The 20,148-nt window shown below is 35.2% G+C and carries 10 protein-coding genes; all 10 read left to right on the top strand.

Features of this window, described 5'->3' with window-relative positions; all coding sequences use genetic code 11:
* Positions 1–24 precede the first annotated feature (24 nt).
* Positions 25–3,153 carry a SusC/RagA family TonB-linked outer membrane protein gene (locus ACFFU9_RS15300; protein ID WP_379862348.1) on the top strand — a complete coding sequence of 1,043 codons (3,129 nt, stop codon included), beginning with the start codon at positions 25–27 and terminating at the stop codon, positions 3,151–3,153.
* Positions 3,154–3,198: 45 nt separating this feature from the next.
* The gene (locus ACFFU9_RS15295) at positions 3,199–4,797 is read left to right on the top strand and encodes a RagB/SusD family nutrient uptake outer membrane protein (RefSeq protein ID WP_379862347.1); all 1,599 of its coding nucleotides are present in this window, start codon (positions 3,199–3,201) and stop codon (positions 4,795–4,797) included.
* A gap of 284 nt (positions 4,798–5,081) precedes the next feature.
* On the top strand, positions 5,082–6,353 hold the full coding sequence (locus tag ACFFU9_RS15290) for a glycoside hydrolase family protein (RefSeq protein WP_379862346.1): 1,272 nt from the start codon (positions 5,082–5,084) through the stop codon (positions 6,351–6,353).
* A 15-nt stretch (positions 6,354–6,368) separates the two neighbouring features.
* Entirely contained in the window at positions 6,369–7,889 is a 1,521-nt protein-coding gene (locus ACFFU9_RS15285) for a sulfatase family protein (protein ID WP_379862345.1), read from the top strand.
* A 273-nt stretch (positions 7,890–8,162) separates the two neighbouring features.
* Positions 8,163–11,234 carry a chondroitinase family polysaccharide lyase gene (locus ACFFU9_RS15280; RefSeq protein ID WP_379862344.1) on the top strand — a complete coding sequence of 1,024 codons (3,072 nt, stop codon included), beginning with the start codon at positions 8,163–8,165 and terminating at the stop codon, positions 11,232–11,234.
* A 44-nt stretch (positions 11,235–11,278) separates the two neighbouring features.
* Positions 11,279–13,759: a polysaccharide lyase family 8 super-sandwich domain-containing protein gene (locus ACFFU9_RS15275; protein ID WP_379862343.1), complete on the top strand. Its 2,481-nt coding sequence runs from the start codon at positions 11,279–11,281 to the stop codon at positions 13,757–13,759.
* A 71-nt stretch (positions 13,760–13,830) separates the two neighbouring features.
* Positions 13,831–15,894 carry a DUF1961 family protein gene (locus ACFFU9_RS15270; protein ID WP_379862342.1) on the top strand — a complete coding sequence of 688 codons (2,064 nt, stop codon included), beginning with the start codon at positions 13,831–13,833 and terminating at the stop codon, positions 15,892–15,894.
* A 184-nt stretch (positions 15,895–16,078) separates the two neighbouring features.
* Complete coding sequence (locus ACFFU9_RS15265) at positions 16,079–17,575, top strand: sulfatase family protein (RefSeq protein WP_379862341.1); 1,497 nt, start codon at positions 16,079–16,081, stop codon at positions 17,573–17,575.
* 324 nt (positions 17,576–17,899) lie between these two features.
* The gene (locus ACFFU9_RS15260) at positions 17,900–18,604 is read left to right on the top strand and encodes a DUF6250 domain-containing protein (RefSeq protein WP_379862340.1); all 705 of its coding nucleotides are present in this window, start codon (positions 17,900–17,902) and stop codon (positions 18,602–18,604) included.
* A 24-nt stretch (positions 18,605–18,628) separates the two neighbouring features.
* Positions 18,629–20,143, top strand: coding sequence for a sulfatase family protein (locus ACFFU9_RS15255; protein WP_379862339.1), 1,515 nt, complete (start codon positions 18,629–18,631; stop codon positions 20,141–20,143).
* Positions 20,144–20,148: the final 5 nt, after the last annotated feature.

Raw genomic sequence — 20,148 nt, 5'->3', positions numbered from 1 at the left:
TTGTATCGAATTAAAAATATGAAAATGAATAAAATAGATTTTATAAAAAAATATTGTCGCTATGTGCTGGCTTTTTTAATAATGGTCTCTTATAGTGCTGTCTATGGTCAGAGTAAAGTTATAACAGGTACGGTACTTGATGATAATAGCCAACCAATGCCAGGAGTTAATGTTTTAGAAAAAGGAACGACTAATGGTACGATGACCGATTTTGACGGTAATTACAGTTTAAAAGCTAATCAACAATCTACGTTAGTGTTTTCATTTCTTGGATTTACTACGCAGGAAATTCGAGTTAGAGATCAAAATGTTGTTAATGTCGATTTAGTAACAAATACGGAAGCTTTATTTGAAGTAGTTGTAGTAGGTTATGGAACAAAAAACATTCGGGATGTTACAGGCTCTATTGCAACAGTAAAAACAGAAGAACTGGATAGAGCTCCTGTAGCTAATTTTGATGAGGCTTTAAGTGGTCGTATGGCAGGTGTGTATGTAACTCCCACAGAAGGAGAGCCCGGACAAACGGGTTCAATTATTATTCGTGGAGGAAACTCCATTACAGGTGATAATCGCCCCTTATATGTAATAGATGGTGTGCCCATGGAGGACTTTGACGCAGGAGCGCTTAGTATGAATGATATTGATACTTTCGATGTTTTAAAAGACGCATCGGCCACTGCCATATATGGATCTCGTGGTGCTAATGGAGTTATCATGATTTCAACAAAAAGAGGTAAAGAAGGTAAAGCGAGTATTATGGCTAAGTTGGAATCTGGTGTTAGCTGGATTCCCAACACTTTACCTGTCATGACACCTTACGATTTTGTGAAATTACAGGAAGAAGTGGCGTATGCTACGGGTGGAGATAAAGTAGAGAATTTTTACAAAAATTGGATTGACCCAGAGTTGTATAAAGATGTAAAGGGAACCAATTGGCAGAAGGAAATTTTTCGTATGTCATTATTAAAAGATTACTCTGTATCTATGAGTGGTGGGTCGGCTACAACAAAGTTTTATACTTCGTTTGGACTTGTAGATCAAGAAGGAACTTTACTTAATACAGGGTTTAGGAAGTATAATGGAAGTTTTCGTCTAGATCATGCATTAGAAAATGTAGATTTGGGTTTAAATGTTAGATATTCTAACCAACGCAAATATGGGGCAGGGGCAAGAGGTGTTATCGAAGATGCTTTTAGTTTTCGTCCTGTGGAACCCTTAGTATCTGACGGCTTGGAAGATGGTATTGATTTGACTGAAGCTAATTTAAGTCGTTTTAACCCAGTTAAAACATTGAGAAATACCCATAAGGTAAATAAAAGCTCAGATTTGAGAGCTGTGCTTACGGCAGATATACGTATTTCAGAAAAACTAAAACTGATGTTGAAAGGAGCATATGCAGAAGGCGATAATCGTGATGAACGCTTTTTTGGATCTGAAACGTTGAAAGCAAAAAGATATAATAATGGTGTACATGGATCTCTATCAGATAATCGGAATTATATTTTGTCAACCTCTAATGTATTGACATATGATAATACCATAGACAATCACAAGTTTACAGGAATGCTTGGATATGAATACGATATAAAAAGCAGAGAATCCTTTACTGCCGGGTCCAAACAAATTCCGTTTGATGGCATTGGAGTTGATAATTTAGGGTTGGGAGTTATAGCAGATATTCCAAGCTCTTATAAAGGGAAAAGCTCCATGTTATCCTATTTTACACGTTTAGATTACTCGTATAAGGGTAGGTATATTTTAAGTGGGTCGTTTCGTATGGATGGCTCTTCACGTTTTCAGGGTGATAATAAGTGGGGCTATTTTCCTGCTGTTTCTGGGGCTTGGCGTATTATTGACGAGCCGTTTATGCGTAAACTGCGAAAAAACAAAACGCTTAGCGAACTTAAACTTCGGGCCGGATGGGGTGTTACAGGCAATAATAGAGTGCCTGATTATGCCACCTTTAATGTATTGAGTTCTGGTGTAAATTCAGGGTATAGTTACGCTGGCTCATATGGTCCTGGTTATTATGTTAACGATTTAGCAGATGCAGATTTAAAGTGGGAAACGACTCGTCAATATAATATAGGCTTAGATATGGCCTTTATGAGAAACCGATTAAAAGTGACCGTAGAAGCTTATCAAAAAAACACGGACGACTTGTTATTGAATGCGAAGGTTGCACCGTCCTCTTCTTTCTCTTCAGTTTGGACTAATATTGGAGAAGTTCAAAACAAAGGCTTGGAAACAACAATTGATTTCCGTAATGTTAAAAGCAAAAACTTTAAATGGAACACCAGTTTTAACATCTCTTTCAACCGAAACACAGTAATTAAATTAACAGATGGCGCCAATGAGTTATTGACCAATCCAGGATGGAACAACAAAGTGAACGAATTTCAATATGCTTCCGTTGTTGGGCAAACTGTTGGGAAGTTCTATGGGTTATTATCTGATGGCTTATATAGTGTTGATGATTTTGTTCATGTTAACAATGAAGGTTATGTGCTAAAAGATGACGTAGCAGATGCTAGTGGTGGTGCAGAACAGGTGATACCAGGATCCATGAAGTATAAAGATTTGGACGGAAATGGTATTATTGATTTTAATGATCGTACAGTAATAGGAAGCCCCGAACCTGATTTTTATGGAGGATTTGGTAATAATCTTTCTTGGAACAACTGGGATTTGTCAGTATTTTTTAATTATTCATATGGTAATGAAATTTTCAATATGAATAAGTTGGAATATGAAACGCCAACAACAAAAGCTAATTATAATTATTTTTCTGAAGTAGCTAATCGCTATAGCCCAACAAACCCAAACGGAACTATAAATATTGTTAGAGGAGAAAGTGCAATTTTGGGAGCGCCTGTTCCTGGTAATGAAGTATCTAATCGCTTAGTAGAAGACGGGTCTTTTATTAAATTAAAAACGGTGGTAATTTCTTATCGTTTACCAAAATTAAAGATGAATGGTATCGAGCAAGTAAAATTGTCGTTGTCTGCTCAAAACCTATATACATGGACCAATTATTCAGGTTATGATCCTGAGGTTTCTGTAGGACGTATGGGAGCTTTGTCGCAAGGGTTAGATTATTCATCGTATCCAGCAAGCACTACAGTAACCCTTGGTTTAAATTTAAGCTTTTAATAAAAAGCCTTGTAATAGTTTTATTTTATAACAAAAAAAGTAATTATGAAAAATATATTATTTGTATTCGGTTTATTGGTTTTAGTAGCCGGATGTCAGGATTCAATAGACTTAAACCCCATATCAGATGTGGGGACAACCAATTTTTATAATAATGAAGATGAATGCCAGTTGGCCTTAAATGGTGTATACAATTTTTTGGGAGATAAAAGCGTATATGAAAGTGAATTAGGTATTAAGTCTGCTTATGGTACTGATGAAGCATTGTACGGGCGCTCTAACTTGAATTGGCCTATGGCACTATATGTTTACAATGCTAACACTCGTGAAATAGAACAAATTTGGCAAGCCTTATATTCGGGAATTAATAATGCAAATGTATTAATTGAAAATTTACCTGGAGCAGATTTTAATATTGAGGCAAAGCGTACCGAAATGGAAGCAGAGACAAGGTTTCTAAGAGCTTTATTTTATTTTGAGTTGGTGCGCCGTTGGGAAAATGTACCACTTAGAGTGGAATCGGTAAGCACTGTTGAACAGGCTAATAATATACCAGCGACCGATGGTGTAGACATCTATAAATTTATTATTAGTGAATTAGAACAAGTAGCTCCAATGTTACCAGAAATAGAAACTTCACATATTGGTAAAGCAACAGAAACAGCGGCATATGCTTTACTAGCTCGTATTTATTTACAGAAAGCAGGATATCCTTTACAACATGAATCACAATCTTCTTATGAAAAAGTAGTGGAATACGCTGATAAAGTGATCACATCAGGAAAACATAATTTGAGTCTTCCTTACAAACAAATATTTATGCAGGAAATTCAGAATGTTCATGATTTTACAGAAATTATTTTTGAAGTACAGTTTGAAAATCTTTTTAATGAAGGATTGAATGAAGGAGGGTCTTATGGTACTTTTACTGGTATACAGACGTTATATAATCCAGGGCCATATTGCGGTGGGTTTTCTTATGTAGCAGTTTCTCTTACAAATTTATACGCAGATGACGACGAACGTAAATCTTGGAATGTAGCGGACTGGAAGGTTAGAGGGACTGGAAAAATACAACTGGTGGATAAACCTGAAAAAAACAAATATTTTCCATATCGCTATTATCCAGGTAAGTTTCGCCGTGTAGATTATGTTGGGGAGTGGAGTGACCAAAATCTTATTGAACTGGAAACGGGAACCATCTCGAAAAATGAGACAGCAACAGATTTCCCTGTGATTCGTTATGCAGATGTGATTTTAATGAAAGCAGAAGCTTTAAACGAAATAAGTGGTCCAACAGAAGCTGTTCCTTTTCTTAATATGGTTCGTAACCGTGCAGGTTTAGAAGATATTGATAATACCTTAGTGGCTAATAAAAACATGTTTTTAGAGGAGTTGATAGACGAGCGTTCTCGTGAACTTTGTTTTGAGGGCGTGCGTAAAATGGACTTGATACGTTGGGGGAAACTAGGTGAAAAACTTGCTAAGTTAAAAGAGGATATGGAAGAAACGGAAGTTGTTCCAGCTTACGAGTGGCTTTACACAGCACCTAATAACTATTTAGATAAACATAATGTTTGGCCTATTCCATTAATTGAAGTAGAGGAAAACAACATGATTGAACAACATGTTTTATGGCGATAAAATTAATTGAATAAATACAGACAAACATTTAAGAGCATGCTATTTACAAGTCATGTGATTAAAGCTATGCTTTTTAAGTATTTTATAAAGTTGGTAATGTAAAATTATTACCTTTTAATGACTTTGCTTTTATTAAAATCATTAAAAGAAACTTAGCTCTTATTCTACTACATATGTGTTTTATGATTTGCAATGTATTGACACAATTTTTTAAATACAACTTATTGTTATTTTTTTAATAAGGAAAGTTTATATAAATACTAATAATCATTTAATCATTAGGAATGAAAAACTATTTAAACGTATCACTTAATGTAGGAGCCTTAACTAAAAATTTTTTATTGGGAGGTCTTTTAGTTTTAACTATTAGTTGTAAAAATTCTAAAAAAGAAATTAGTGCAGCACTTGTAGTAGGCAATAGTATTGCTATTGATTTACAAAAACAAATAGACGACTGCGAATCGCAATTGGAAATAGCTGTGCCAAAGTTAACTGATCTTACAAAACATCCGCGTTTAATAGAAACTAATGGAACTGAATGGAAACAAGTATTAAATCATAAATTAATTTGGACTTCGGGTTTTTATCCAGGGATTTTATGGTATGCTTATCAAACGACTGGACATGAAAAATGGAAAGAAGAGGCGATTAAGCGAACAGAAATATTTGAGGATTTTAAAAATATTACGGAGCACCACGATATCGGTTTTATGATGTTTCCAGCTTATGGTCTAGGCTATAAAATAGGAGGTGTAGAATCGTATAAAGACATTCTTTTAACGTCTGCAAATTCATTGGCAAGCAGGTTTAATCCAAAAGTTGGCACTATTAGATCATGGTCCAATAAAATGCATCCACGTTGGCAACAACATATTACCATTATAGACAATATGCTAAATTTAGAGCTATTGTTTTGGGCAGCCAAACACGGTGGGGAAAAATCACTTTACGACATCGCAGTATCGCATGCCGAGACCACTATGAAGAATCATTTTAGGCCGGATTATACGTCATGGCATGTTTTGGAATATGATTCTATTTCGGGTGATATTTTGAATAGACACACGAAGCAAGGCTTTGCCGATGATAGCCGTTGGTCTAGAGGTCAAGCATGGGGTGTATACGGTTATACCATGGTTTACAAGGAAACCAAAGATGAAAAGTTTTTAGATTTTGCTCAAAAAATTACAGATAAATATTTGTCTTTATTACCAGAAGATATGGTACCATGCTGGGATTTTGACGTAGCGAACGACCCAAAAGAAGAGAAAGATGCTTCGGCAGCAGCCGTTGTTGCTTCTGCATTATTAGATTTAAGTACCATGGTTGAAAGTAAAGAAGATCAAAAGCGTTATTACAATGCGGCTTTAAAGATGCTAAAATCTTTAGGTTCGGATAAATACTCTGGAGTAGGCAAAGCAGATTCTTTTTTATTGCATTCCACAGGCGCTAAATCCTTAGGGAATGAAATTGATGTGGCATTGATTTATGCCGATTATTATTATATCGAAGCATTGTCTAGATTGAAGAAAATGCAAGCTAACGAAATATTATAACAAGCATATTTTCTTATGAAATTCACTATTAATCTTATCGTAACAGGTGCAGTATTTATTATTTTATTGGGATGCTTAGGTTCTGCCAAAAAAGCAACTGAAGTTAGCCTTAAAACCGAAATGCCAAACCTACTATTTATATTTCCCGACCAGCTTAGAAATTCTGCCATAGGGATTAATAACCAAGATCCTGTAAATACACCAAATTTAGATCAGTTGGCTAGAGAAGGGATGATAATTTCCAATGCCATTAGTAGTTATCCGTTATGCAGTCCGTATAGAGGTATGCTCATGACAGGTAAATTACCTTATCATAATAATGTATTAACCAATAGCAATTCAAATAGATTCAAGTATAACAATTCTTGGCAAAAGGACGATATTAGTTTCTCTGATGTTTTGGTTAAAAACGGTTACGATGCAGGGTATATTGGTAAGTTACATTTAACATCGCCCGCACCTATGATGGGTAAAGATTCTACTATTTGGGATGCTTATACGCCAAAGGATCAGCGTCACGGCTTTAATTTTTGGTACTCTTATGGTGCTGCAGATGTGCACAATGAACCGTATTATTGGGTAAATGATGCCAAAGAAGATGAATTGACCTACGTAAATGAATGGTCTGCAAAACATGAAGCAGATGTTATCATCGATTATATTAAAAATCCATCAGAAAACACAAGAAGTAGCGATAAGCCTTTTGCACTTTTCTGGTCGGTAAACCCACCACATCCACCATACCAATACGTGCCGGAAAAATATGTGGAAGCATACAAAGATAAATCATTAGAAGAATTGCTAGTGAGAGGTAATGTAGATTTAGATTCGGATGCTAAAAATTTGGCATTCCATAATGGTGCCACCAGAAAACGTACTAATTTGGCAAAAGAACATGTACATAATTACTTTGCTATGGTTACGGGTGTTGATGAACAGATTGGGCGCGTTTTAAAAGCCTTGGAAGAGAAAGGCCTTAACAAAAACACCATTGTAATTATTACTTCAGATCACGGTGAAATGATGGGAAGCCACGGTTTAATGTCTAAGAATATTTGGTATGAAGAGGCTATGAATGTGCCTTTTATTATCCGATGGCCAGAAAAAATAAAACCCAATCAAAAAAGCGATTTATTGATAAGCCCTACGGATTTGATGCCCACCATTTTAAATATGCTGGGCACCAGAAAAGGAATACCTACAAATTTAGATGGTGAAGATCTTTCGTCTCTTATTTTGAAAAACCAAGGAACTGAACCCACCTCTGTAATGTATTATTTTATTGAAGAAGGCCAACCAGCGTCGGGGCATCGGGGCATTAGAACTAAGACACATACTTATGTAATTACTTTGGATAGCCAGAATGTGGAGCGTATCATGATGTATGATAATGTTGCAGATCCATATCAAATGACCAACATGACTGGGAAAGATGCCAAACTTGAAAAAATATTGCACAATCAACTTTTACAAAAGTTAACAGAGAAAAAAGATCCTTGGCTAAAACGCTATTTGGACTTGAATAAATCAAAATAACAATTAGTCTTAAGTTATGACGCTGTTATTCTATTAAAAATTTTAATTATACCAATTGTATGCATAAAATAGTCTAAAGAAACGCAATTATTTTTTATCAAGACAATAAAAAAAACCTTTGTATAGCCACGAAGCGGCGGGGCTATGAAACTGTTTTTTGAAGATGTAATGGCGAAAAAGAACAAGTTTATTGGGCTGTTCTATATGTACAATTGGTATTGTAGTAGGACGGAAAACAATTTCAGTACAAAATAAATATAACAAGTAAGATAAATGACATATTCATTATTAAATTCAAAAAAAAGGTGGGCATTTGCAATGCTGTTATCTTTAATGACCACAATAGGTTTTTCACAAGATAAGTATAAACCCGCTGCGGAATCTTTCGAATCTGAAAAAGCTTTAAGTTTTTTCAAGGTATCCAATGGTAAATTAACATTAAGTGATGCGCATAAAAGGTACGGTAAAACCTCTTTGCAGTGGAATTGGACAGGCAATAGTACTTTTGGGACTTCAAATTTTAAGATACTATCTAGCCAAGAGAGTCCATTAAAATATGGCGATCATTTTCCAGCAAGCCCAACACTTCAAATGTCTATCTATAATGAAACACCTAAAAAAGAAAAAATTACGATTTCATTTGAAAAAGAAGGTGTGAAAAAAGTTTGGTTCGATATTGAATTATCATTTACAGGTTGGCGACGTCTTTGGGTGCCTTTTTTTGAAATGCAAGGGGATTCACCAGAAAAAGGAGTACAAGTAGATTATGATTATTTTAGGGTATCAACATCTATAGCTAGTGGAAAATTGTTTTTTGATGATATTGTATTTTCTCAATATCAAGATAATAGACATCCCTATCCAGACGAGATAGTACCTTTTATAAAAGCTGACAAAAATTTAGGTGACGATCATTGGATGCCTTTAACAAGTAATTATGATCGCATTAAAAACTTTAAAGCCAAACCTGTTTCTGCTGCCGTTTTAACGGATTTGAAAAAAATAGAAGAACTTATCAACCAGGATTTAACCAGTGTTAAGAAGAACAAAGAACAAATAAGCAAACTACGTGATATTTATCAAAGCTTAAATTTAAAAGACAATGGAGAAACTATCCTAGGTCCACCGTTAACGTTCGGTAAAGAAGAAGAATATTTCGACAAAAAAGCACCTGGACATAGAATCGCCAATGAATTAGGAGATTTTGGGAAAATCCTAAAAAAAATGTCCATTTTTTATAACCGTGAAGATTTAACAGAGAAGAAAGAAATAGAAGCCATGTTTTTAACAAGTACCCGTTACTTTTTAGACCAAGGTTGGCAAGCGGGCAGCAACGGCGGTACCAGACATCATATCGGTTACAGTATGCGGGAAATTACAGAAGCATTTTTTACCATGCGCCATGTATTGGAGGCTAATGGTTTGTTAGTAGAAGTAGGTAAAAGTTTGCACTGGCTGTTCAACCTAGGGGTGCTTTTAGATGATGAAAGTACCTTCCATGTAAATATTGATTATTTGAATACACAGTCCTATTATCATTTAATGCTAATCTTTATGTTTGACAATCCAGAAATGCAGGCAGAGCTATTACGGGCGTATTCCAACTTTCTATCCATTACATTGGCACAACAGAACGAAGAGTGGGGTTTTAAAATTGACGGTACCACATGGCACCATAATGGGCATTACCCAGCCTACGCTTCGGGCGCTTTTAAAGAAGTACCAAAATTAATCAAAATGTTATCTGGTACGCAATTCCGTATAGGTACAGAAGGACATCGAAACTTTAAAAATGCCTTTTTGGCAAGTAGAACGTATAGTCAACTTTACGATTGGGGTTTTGGCAATGCAGGTCGCCACCCATTAGGAAATGGTGGAATCCAATCCTTAAAAAAACAATTTTTAGAAATGGCTTACGCCGGAAATCCTGAAGGAACTGCTAACATCGATAAAGACGTTGCAGCCGCTTACTTAAGGCTGTGGGGAAATGAAGATCCTTTAAACTCTTCGATTTTTACAAAGGTTAACGGTATACAAGCGGAAAACTTATCGGGTTATTACGCGTTTCCTTTCGCAGCTACTACAGTGCACAGGAGAGACGATTGGGCGGCCATAATAAAAGGATACAGCAAATATGTTTGGGCTTCAGAAATTTATGTGGCCGAAAATAGGTATGGAAGATACCCTGCTAACGGTACAGTGCAACTGTTAAATGAAGGTGGCGAACAAGGTAGTGGATTTCGTCAAGATGGTTGGGATTGGAACCGTTACCCGGGCGCTACCATTATTTATTTGCCTTTAGAAGAGCTAGAACCTCAAACACCTTTGATTATGTTCCGATCTGAGGAAAGCTTTGCAGGCGCAACAACTTTAAACGGAAACGGTGTTTTTGGGATGGTTTTAAATGAAGCCAAAGGTTCTAATGCCGAAGGACCAGCAGTGAAAGTAGGTTTTCCCGGTCGGTTGAAGGCTAAAAAATCGGTATTTTCGTATGGTGATAAACTCATTTTCATTGGAACAGATATTTCCAGTATCGATGAAAAAAATCCTACTCAGACGAACCTTTTTCAAACATTTCTAAAAAATACCGGAGCATCGATAGCAACTTCTTCAGAAACTATAAATAAATTTCCGCATGAAACGGTGTTAAAGCAAACTTCAAACTCAGGACCTTGGTTGATTGATCCCTATGGCAACGGTTATCATGTACTGTCAAACACACCTATTCATATAAAAAAAGCAAAACAGCAATCTTACCATAACAAATATTCCGTCAACACAGGTTCGATGAATAAAAAAGGCAAGGGAGTTACAGAAACGGAAGGCGATTTTGCTACCGCCTGGATCGATCATGGCTTGGCGCCAAAAAACGCATCGTACCAATATGTTGTTTATCCTTTTTTGAATGAAGAAAATCAAAAGAATTTTGGGAATAGAGTAAATAACGACAAATCGTTTACTATCCTTAGAGCAGACAGTATAGCACATATTGTAGCGGACAAAGAAACCAATACAACAGGTTACGTCATATTTGAAGCGAACAAAAGTTTGGAAAACGGTACCTTAAAACAGGTTTCAGAACCTGCTTTGCTAATGATCCACCATAAAGATCAAAATTCAGTAGTAATCAGTGCTGTGCAGCCAGATTTAAATTTCCCTATTAATGACAAAGGAAAATTTAAAAACTATAGCGACCCTGTTAATCTCACAATAACATTGGAAGGAAAATGGAATGCGTTTCCCGCTGAGTTTATCACCAAAATCAATTATTCTGGTGATGACACCATCATCACGCTGAACTGTATAAGTGGCTTACCCAGAGAGTTTACCTTAAACAAACAATAGTTGTTAAGTTAATCCAGCATCAAAACTAATTATTAAAGCAAAAAATGAAATCATTCAAAACACTCGTAATATTTGTATTGGTTCTAGCCACCACCTTGGTTCAAGCTCAACTTACGCCAAAGCAACAATCAGTGCAAGACTTGAGAAAACACTTTTCTAAAAATGAATACAGAGGACACCAACTTAGCAAGGGAAAGGTTGAAAAAATAACGCCAGAAGAGTGTGTCAAATTGTTAAACAATAATGGTCAGTTTACCGATCTGATAGATCAACAAAATGAAATCGAAAACAAGAAGCTGAATCTTTCTAAGCATACAGAGTCGCAAGTATTTGTCGGCAAATTTCTTCAAATCGCATTTAACAGAATGTGGCGTATCGCGAAAACTTACAGAGAAAAACCGAATACAACTTATAAAAAAGATGAAACATTGCCAAAACTTTTTAAAGCCATTAATAACTATAGTAAGATAGAGGCAGACAGAGGTAGTAATACAACGGGGAGGTTTCATATTAGTTGTTTTGCTATTCCTACGGCAGCGGTGAACACCTATTTTGGTTTATTTGGTGCCATGGAGGATATAGAAAAAGGGATTATTAAAGACGCGGTAGCAATTCAAGCTAATAATAGTTTAAAAGAGATGAGCTATCAGTCCTGGACACAGCCTTACCGAAATGATGAAACAGATAAAAACCCAGTAAGCGTAGAACGTTTCCGGAATCATGTTTGGTGGGTAGGAGGCAATGGTTTGGGGTACCGTTCGTTATTGCCAACAGCTGCGGCGATGAGTTCTGTGGAGATGATGGACGTGCTATCTGTTGTGGCAAAAGGAGGGCTCAGCAATGTATCTCAAAACACTTATGACGATGCCTTCTGGACCGAAGGTTTTACTGCAGACGGCGCTGGTTGGGGACATGGCATGCAATGTTTGGTTTGGGGATACCCAATATCTGGCACTTCTGCAGCTTTAAGCCTATTAGATGAATTCAAGGGGACCCCGTGGGCAAAGCAGTTGGACCAAGAAAATGCGCAATCACTTATCAATTATTTTCGGGGCAGCTCATGGTATTATTATAAGGGGTTTACTCCTCCCAGTCTAAGTAGGGCAAATATGGAGTACACTGGGCTTAAGCCAGAGTTCATCAAAACAGATAAAATGATAAAAAGCACGATCAATGACTGGTTTTCATCATATTCTGCAGAGGAACAGCAGGAGTTAAAAGATCTAAAAGCGGATATAAAAGACAAACAGATAAGTATGCAAGCTTACCAAGACGGGTATTATACAGGAACACGTTGGTTTTTTAACAACGACAACCTAATAAAAAAGAATCCAGATTATTACATGTCTGTAAGTATGGCTTCTATAAGATGTGATGGTATAGAAAGCGCTCATACCATGGCAGATAAATATAATTTCTTCACCTGTGATGGGATGACTTTCTTTATGAAGGATGGCAACGAGTATCACAAAGCAATAGGTGCCTGGAATCTTACAGCAGTTCCAGGAGTGACTTCCAGACAGGGCGAAGACAAACTTGTTCCTGTAACTAATTGGCGTGGCTATTGTAGTAAGCATAACTTTGCGGCTGCAGCAACCAGCGGAGGTAAAAATGCAGCCTCTGGATTCATCTTCGAAAAAATGAATGCATCAGATAAAAAAAATGTAAACGACCCAATAGGAAAAACAGACCCAAACACAACTATTTATGGTATAAAAGCAAACAAAGCTTATTTTATGGTGGATGACTATATGATTGCTTTAGGAGCGGGTATTAACAACTTAAATCCTCAAATGGAAGGTGATATATGGACCACCTTAGATCAAACACATTACAATAACACATTACAATTTTATTCAGAAGAAAAACAAACTAATGTTACAGGAAATATAGCATTACAATTAACGGGAAATGATTTGGTTTGGGCTTCTCAAAAAGATGGTTTTTCATATGCGGTATTGCCGAAATATACCATGGGGAAAGTTTTTTTATTAACCGAAAAAAGAAAAACAAAGTGGGAAGCAATTAACGAATCCAATAAAAAGCATAAAAACCTTCCCGAAGAAGAATCTATTTTCCAAATGTATATAAACCACGGAAAAAACGTTGAAAACGGTCATTATGCTTATGTTGTTTACGGAGGTAAAGAAAGTTCTGATAAAGCATTTAAAGCGATACCTTTAAATATTATTGAAAATTCTGTAGACTTACAAGCTATAAGTTGGGGAGATGACTATTTAGGTGCTTCTTTTTACAATCCTAATAAAATTCTTAAAACCAAAGAAACACAAGTAAAAGTATCTGCGCCTTGTGCCTTATTATTGGAAAAGATGGATGGATATTACAAACTTTCTATAACAGATGCAGAAATGAACAAAAACTTAAAAACGATTACAGTTAAAACGACATTACCAATAGAAGGAGATTATGTAATGAAGGATGGGATATGGAATATTATTTCAGTGCCTATGCCCCAGGGAAAGTTATGTGGAAAACCAGCTGTTGTTGAGATTTCTATTAAATAAGCTTGTTTTACTTAAAAAAAACAAATGTAAAAGTAAATATTAATTATAGAATTTTATTAAATACAAGTGTTATGAAAGTTTCTCACATCATTATAATTATTTTAATAGGTCTCTATTCAATAGGAGCAGTTGCAAGATCCAAGAATAGAAAGTTAATAAGAAATATTGATTTTATAGAATCTACAGCGGTATTAAAATACGATTGGGAAGATCCTGCGGCACGTTACATGATATTAGATAATATTTATAACCCAGTAACAAGTGCAGAATTTGAAGGCTTAAAGCAGTATGTGCTAAATGCTTGGTTGCCCACCCACAACGACATGAACTACTATTTCCGTAAAAGGATGAATAGTTATATGCTAGAATGGTTATATAAAAAAGACAATGATATTGTGCTTGTAAATAGAGCCATAGAAATAGCTGAACGAGCGGTTGTTTATAGAAATGATAATATAAGTAAGGTTGACGATAGGTACACATGTTACCAAATCAGTTATGATAGAAGTATTGCTCCTGTTTGGCCAAATTATAAAGAATTAGAAATTTATGAGGATGGTAGTCACGGTTTAGCACCAGGAGCTTCGGGTTTTGCAGGTGTTCCTATGATTACTATCCCTGTAAGAATGATTGCAGAAAACAAGGAGTTATGGAATAAACAATATAAAGGAAAATCATATTATGACATCGCCATATCGCTAGCAAAAGAAGCCCAAAAAACATTAGATTATACCTATAAAGTTTTTGTAGGCGCAGATAATTTATTCCGTTATCCTAAAACAATGCAACGGAGTGAATGGCATGGCAAAGTTTATATTTATAACAGAGTGTTCCCTTTAATGTCTGGCGCAATACCCCTAGCAGAAGCTTATGAGAAGTTAAACATCGATCCAGAAAAAGTACGTCAAATAGACAAAGTAAACCAGGCAATGATTAACTATCTTGTGGAAGATATGACCTTTAAAAAGGTAAATGGAAAGGAATGTGTAAGCTATCCTTACAGCGACCACGCACAATCAGAAAACCTAGGCCAGTCCGAAGATTTTCAACATGGCTCCTTCGACTCTCGAGATTTCCAACTAATTTATAAAAGTGGACGTTACAATTTTGAAGAACGATACATTTTGGCGATGGCCAATACATTGGTTGAAGTGCTCGATAAAAAAAGCGGCAATTTTGCAGAGCGGTTAAATGGCGCAGGCAGTGCTAAAGCAAATACCCCTATCAGCTATGATGGCTATATTTGGTATGCAAGTTACCGTCCTGAAGTGTACAAAATAGTTGTAGAACACATTTTGGATAATAACATCGCTATAAAAAGAGACGTTTACGACGCTTATTGTTTATTTGAAATCCTAAAATTAAAAGATTTAAAAACGCAAAATCTAAATCTTGTTTATCAAAATAGTTTCGATAATCCTTTAGCGCTCGATGATTGGATCATGGAAGGTCCAGGTATAGCAAAAATTGAAAACGGAAAGTTACTTTTACATAGTACATATTCAAAAAGCACTCAGGAATATCTCAGTCAAAATCAGATTAAAGAAAATAATGGTATGGGCTATTATGATTTTGTGGAATCCCAAATGCAAAAAGATTTAGATCATAATTCAGAAGATTATAAAATTGAGGAAAATTTTGCAGGAGGACATATCGTTTTTTGGAATAAAAATAAAACGCCTGATAATTATATCTTGGAATTTGATTTTCAAACTCTAAGTGAGTACGCTTTGCATATGATCATGTTTGACCATTTAGGAATAAAAGGGGAAAGTGTTTTTGATCCTAAATTAAAGTTGCGCAACGGATTAGCTGCTCAATATACTAAAAGCGATTTAGTGGGGTCAAGAATTAGTTTTTTCGCTCCAGATAGAAAAACTACCAATTTAAGGAAAAGTCCAGAAAAAAAGATACTTACAACGGGGTTTGATTACACTATAGATAACAAAAATAAAGTCCATCATTTAAAGCTTATTAAAAAAGATAATACCATTACTTGGCAGATTGATGGCAAAACAGCTTTTATTTATACTGAACACAATCCTAAAGACGTTTTGTCTGGAGGCTATTTTGCAATTAGACTTATGGTTCCAGCAGCTGGTCTTTATGATAATATTAAAATTTATAAGTTTTAAAACCGAAAATCATTTTGAGTTTAAAAATTAAAGAGAATCCTTAACCTAATAATCCTCATAAATCAAGTAAATCATCCAATTTTGATAGTATAATTTTAAGTTTGGTTTTTAAACTAGAATTACAATTCTTATAATATTAAGCTAAAAAATTAAGTAAATATAAACTCATAAATATTTAAATACCATGAAAACACCACTACAATCAAAAAAAATATTCATTAAATATTTTAGAAAACTATTTTTTATGGGCTTTCCAATAATCACTTTATTGGTAGGCTGTAAGCAAAATGAAAAGGATGTTAATGCTCAGCAAGTTGAACTTTCAAATCAGGACAGACCGAACATTGTTTTAATCATGACCGATCAACACCAAGCGGAAGCTTTAAGCGTTGCAGGAAATTCCAATTTACATACCCCAAATCTGGACAAACTCGCCAAAACAGGGACACGTTTTAAAAACGCCTACGTCACTTTTCCGTTGTGCGTACCCGCACGTTCCAGTATTTTTACAGGCAAATTTCCACATACAATTGGTGTGAATTCTAATAAAGAGGGCGACAATATTATGTCTGCTGAAGATAAGCAAAATAGTTTGGGTAATAGGTTGCGAGAGGCTGGCTACGATTGTGCGTATGGTGGGAAGTGGCATGCACACGAAGCCGAAATTCCCGACGGATACGGTTTTGATAAAATTTCAGGTTTTGGGGATATTCCATTGGCGGAAAAATGTATCGATTATTTAAAATCAAGAAAAGAGAATCCGCAGCCTTTCTTTTTAGTGGCATCTTTTGACAATCCACATAATATTTGTGAATGGGCGAGAAATGAACCGCTACCTTATGGCAATGTGACACGCGTACCATTGAATGAAACCCCAGAATTGCCTATTAACTTCAAAAAATCAGAGACATTTCCAGAAGCGTTGGAACTTGAACAGGGCATACAGGTAAAAACATATCCCACCCAAAACTATACAGAGGAAGATTGGCGACAGTATCGCTATACTTATTACAGGTTGGTGGAAAAAGTAGATAAAGAAATAGGTGAAATTATAGATGCCATAGAAGAATTGGGCCTGAGCGACAATACGGTAATTATATTTACCAGCGATCATGGCGATGGCAATGCATCGCATGGTTGGAATCAAAAAACAGCTTTGTTTCAAGAAAGCATCAATGTGCCTTTTATTATAAAAACTAAGAGAATTAGCACATCAAAAAATGATGTAAATTCAACATTGATTTCTAACGGATTGGATTTATATCCAACCATCTGCGATTATGCAGGGGTTTCAGTCCCTAAAGATTTATTAGGAAAAAGCATTAAGCCTATTGTTGAAGATAATACAGAAAACGGCACTAGAGAATTTGTAGTGGTTGAAACAAAATTTGAAGGCAGAAATGCTTTCGGTACGATGGGAAGGGCGTTGGTTACCAAAAAATATAAGTATGTGCTATATAGCTGGGGTAAAAATAGAGAGCAATTCTTTGATCTTGAGACCGACCCTTATGAAATGAACAACCTTGTTAATTCTGAAGAGTTTTCAAAAAATATTGACGATTATCGCCAAAAATTATTGGATTGGTGTAAAGAGACAGAGGATACTAAATTCTTGCGAAAGGTGGTGTTGCCAAGTAACAGTAACATGACTTCGAGTGATTTATTTGATAAGCCTTATTAATTACTTAAGGTCATTTGGACTGTATGGCAAATCATGTAAACACTTAAAAGCTAGATTTTAGTGGACAATAGAATCGTTAATTTTTCAGCGATTATGACAATTTAGTGAAAAAGCAAGAGACCTCAGAGAGAAGTTACTAAGGATTAAAATTCGATTTTAGGAATAGGTGAGAGGTGGTTTTTAACTAAATATTTTAAAAGATGCTAATTGTCTAGGGCAACCTTTTTAACCTTTTTAGGAACAGCCTATATGAAGGGAATATGCCGTTTGGTCAATAGATTCGGTTAATTAATAAATAAGTCAACAAATATTTAAATTAATAATTTGAGAACATACCTGAAAGAAAATAAAATTATTATCATATTGTTTTTTATAAACATATTATGTCTTAGTTCTTGTGAAACAAAAGAAAAGCTCATTCATAATGACGTGTTGGATACTAATGCAAATTGGATTGTAGAACAACAGCCGAAAGGCACAACTACAGTTGAAGATGGTAAAATGACAGTTATAGACGTTAAAGGGTTTACCGCTTGGTTCAAACATAAGTTGGTAGGAAACATAAAAATTGAATATGATATTACAATCATTGATAATAATGGGCCTTATGACAGGGTTTCGGATATGAATTGCTTTTGGATGGCAAATGATCCTAAAAATCCTGATGATTTCTTTAAGGAATCTAAGATTCGTGCAGGTCTTTTTTTGAATTATCATCATTTAACACAATACTATGTAGGCTATGGCGGGCATAATAATACCAAAACTAGATTTCGAAGATATGATGGAAATATTGATAGGCCTTTATTGCCAAAGCATGATTTAACGGATGAGGAATTTATGATTACTGCCAATAAAAAAATGCATATTAAGATTGTGGTCAAGGACAACTATACAAGTTACACGAGAGATGGAAAGGTTATTTTTGAAATGAATGATCCTGAACCTTATACTAGTGGATATTTTGGTTTTAGAACCGTAAACAATCATATGGAAATTGAAAATTTCAGGATAACACAACTAGAATAATAGGTTTGTTAAAAGTCAAAAAAAATGAGTTATATAATCAAAGGGATAACATTAATACTAATTATTTTAGTTATTAGTTGTAAAACTAAAGCGCAACAGAACTCTAAAAAGCCGAATCTTCTTTTTCTATTTACAGATGATCAGCGTGGAGGGACTATTGGTGCAATGGGTCGGGACCATGTGAAAACACCAAATATGGATAAATTAGTCCATAAAGGAACGTCATTTACAAATTCTTATATTTTAGGAGCGCCTACAGCGGCCGTTTGTTCACCAAGGAGAGCGATGCTAATGACGGGAAGAATTTTTTTTAATATAGAGCCCAACGTTTATGCCCAATCTTCATTTCCTAAAGAACTTCAAGGAAAGAGCAACTTACTAACCTTTCCAGAATATTTTAAAGCCAATGGATATACCACCTTTGCAACAGGAAAACAGCATAATGGTAACGTATGGTTAGAACGTGGTTTTAATCATATTAAATCTGCTTTTTTAGGAGGGATGGATGTGCATTTTGGAACCAAACTTAATGATTATGAACCAGAAACAGGTTGGTCTGAAACTTATCAAATTAGAGAAAAGTTCAGTAGCGAAGTTTTTGCCGATGCTGCGGTAGATTTTTTAAAAGATTATAAAGATGAAAACCCGTTTTTGATGTATGTGGCTTTTACAGCACCGCATGACCCACGTACAGCTCCACAAGAATTTCAAGACATGTATCCTGTTGAAGCGATAGAATTACCCATTAATTTTATGCCTCAACATCCTTTTGAGATTGCAGACGATAAAATTAGGGATGAAGTTCTAGTGTCTAAACCTAGAACCAAAATTGCAATAAAAAAAGAAATTTCTGATTATTATGCAATGATATCTGCAACGGATGCTCAGATAGGTCGAGTTTTGGAGGCACTGGAAGTTTCTGGACAAACAGAAAATACCATTATTGTTTTTGCGGGAGACAATGGACTTGCATTAGGACAACATGGGCTACTTGGTAAACAAAATGTTTATGAACACAGTATAAGTGTGCCATTAATTTTTTGTGGACCAAATATTCCACAAAATCAAAAAAGGGATGCTTTGGTTTATTTGCATGATATATTTCCGACCTTATGTGGTTTAACTGAGCTTGAAGTACCACAATCTATTGATACCAAAAATTTAACTCCTGTAATTAAGGGTAAAGAAAGAGAAGTTAGAGAAAGCATGTTATTTGCATACCATTCATGGCCAGGTGACTTGTTAAAAGAAAACTTAGATCATAATCCAGAAGGCGGTCATAGAGCAGTTCGTAAAAATAATTTTAAACTAATAGTTAGTTCTAAAAATGATGTTTATACCTATCAATTATTCAATTTAGAATCAGATCCATGGGAACTAGATAATTTAATTGAAGAAGAGGCTTATATTCCTTTAGGAGAATCTTTGAAGTTAGAATTAGAAGAATTAATGAAAAGCTATGGAGATCCAGCCAATTTAAATAAAAAAGAATTTGGGCTATATGATAATTTAGAGGCTTACAATTTTAAAGAAAAATAAATAAA

It is taken from the genome of Mariniflexile ostreae (assembly GCF_042427585.1).
GTDB classification, from domain to species: domain Bacteria; phylum Bacteroidota; class Bacteroidia; order Flavobacteriales; family Flavobacteriaceae; genus Pseudalgibacter; species Pseudalgibacter ostreae.
This window is presented reverse-complemented; position numbering and strand designations above follow the sequence as displayed.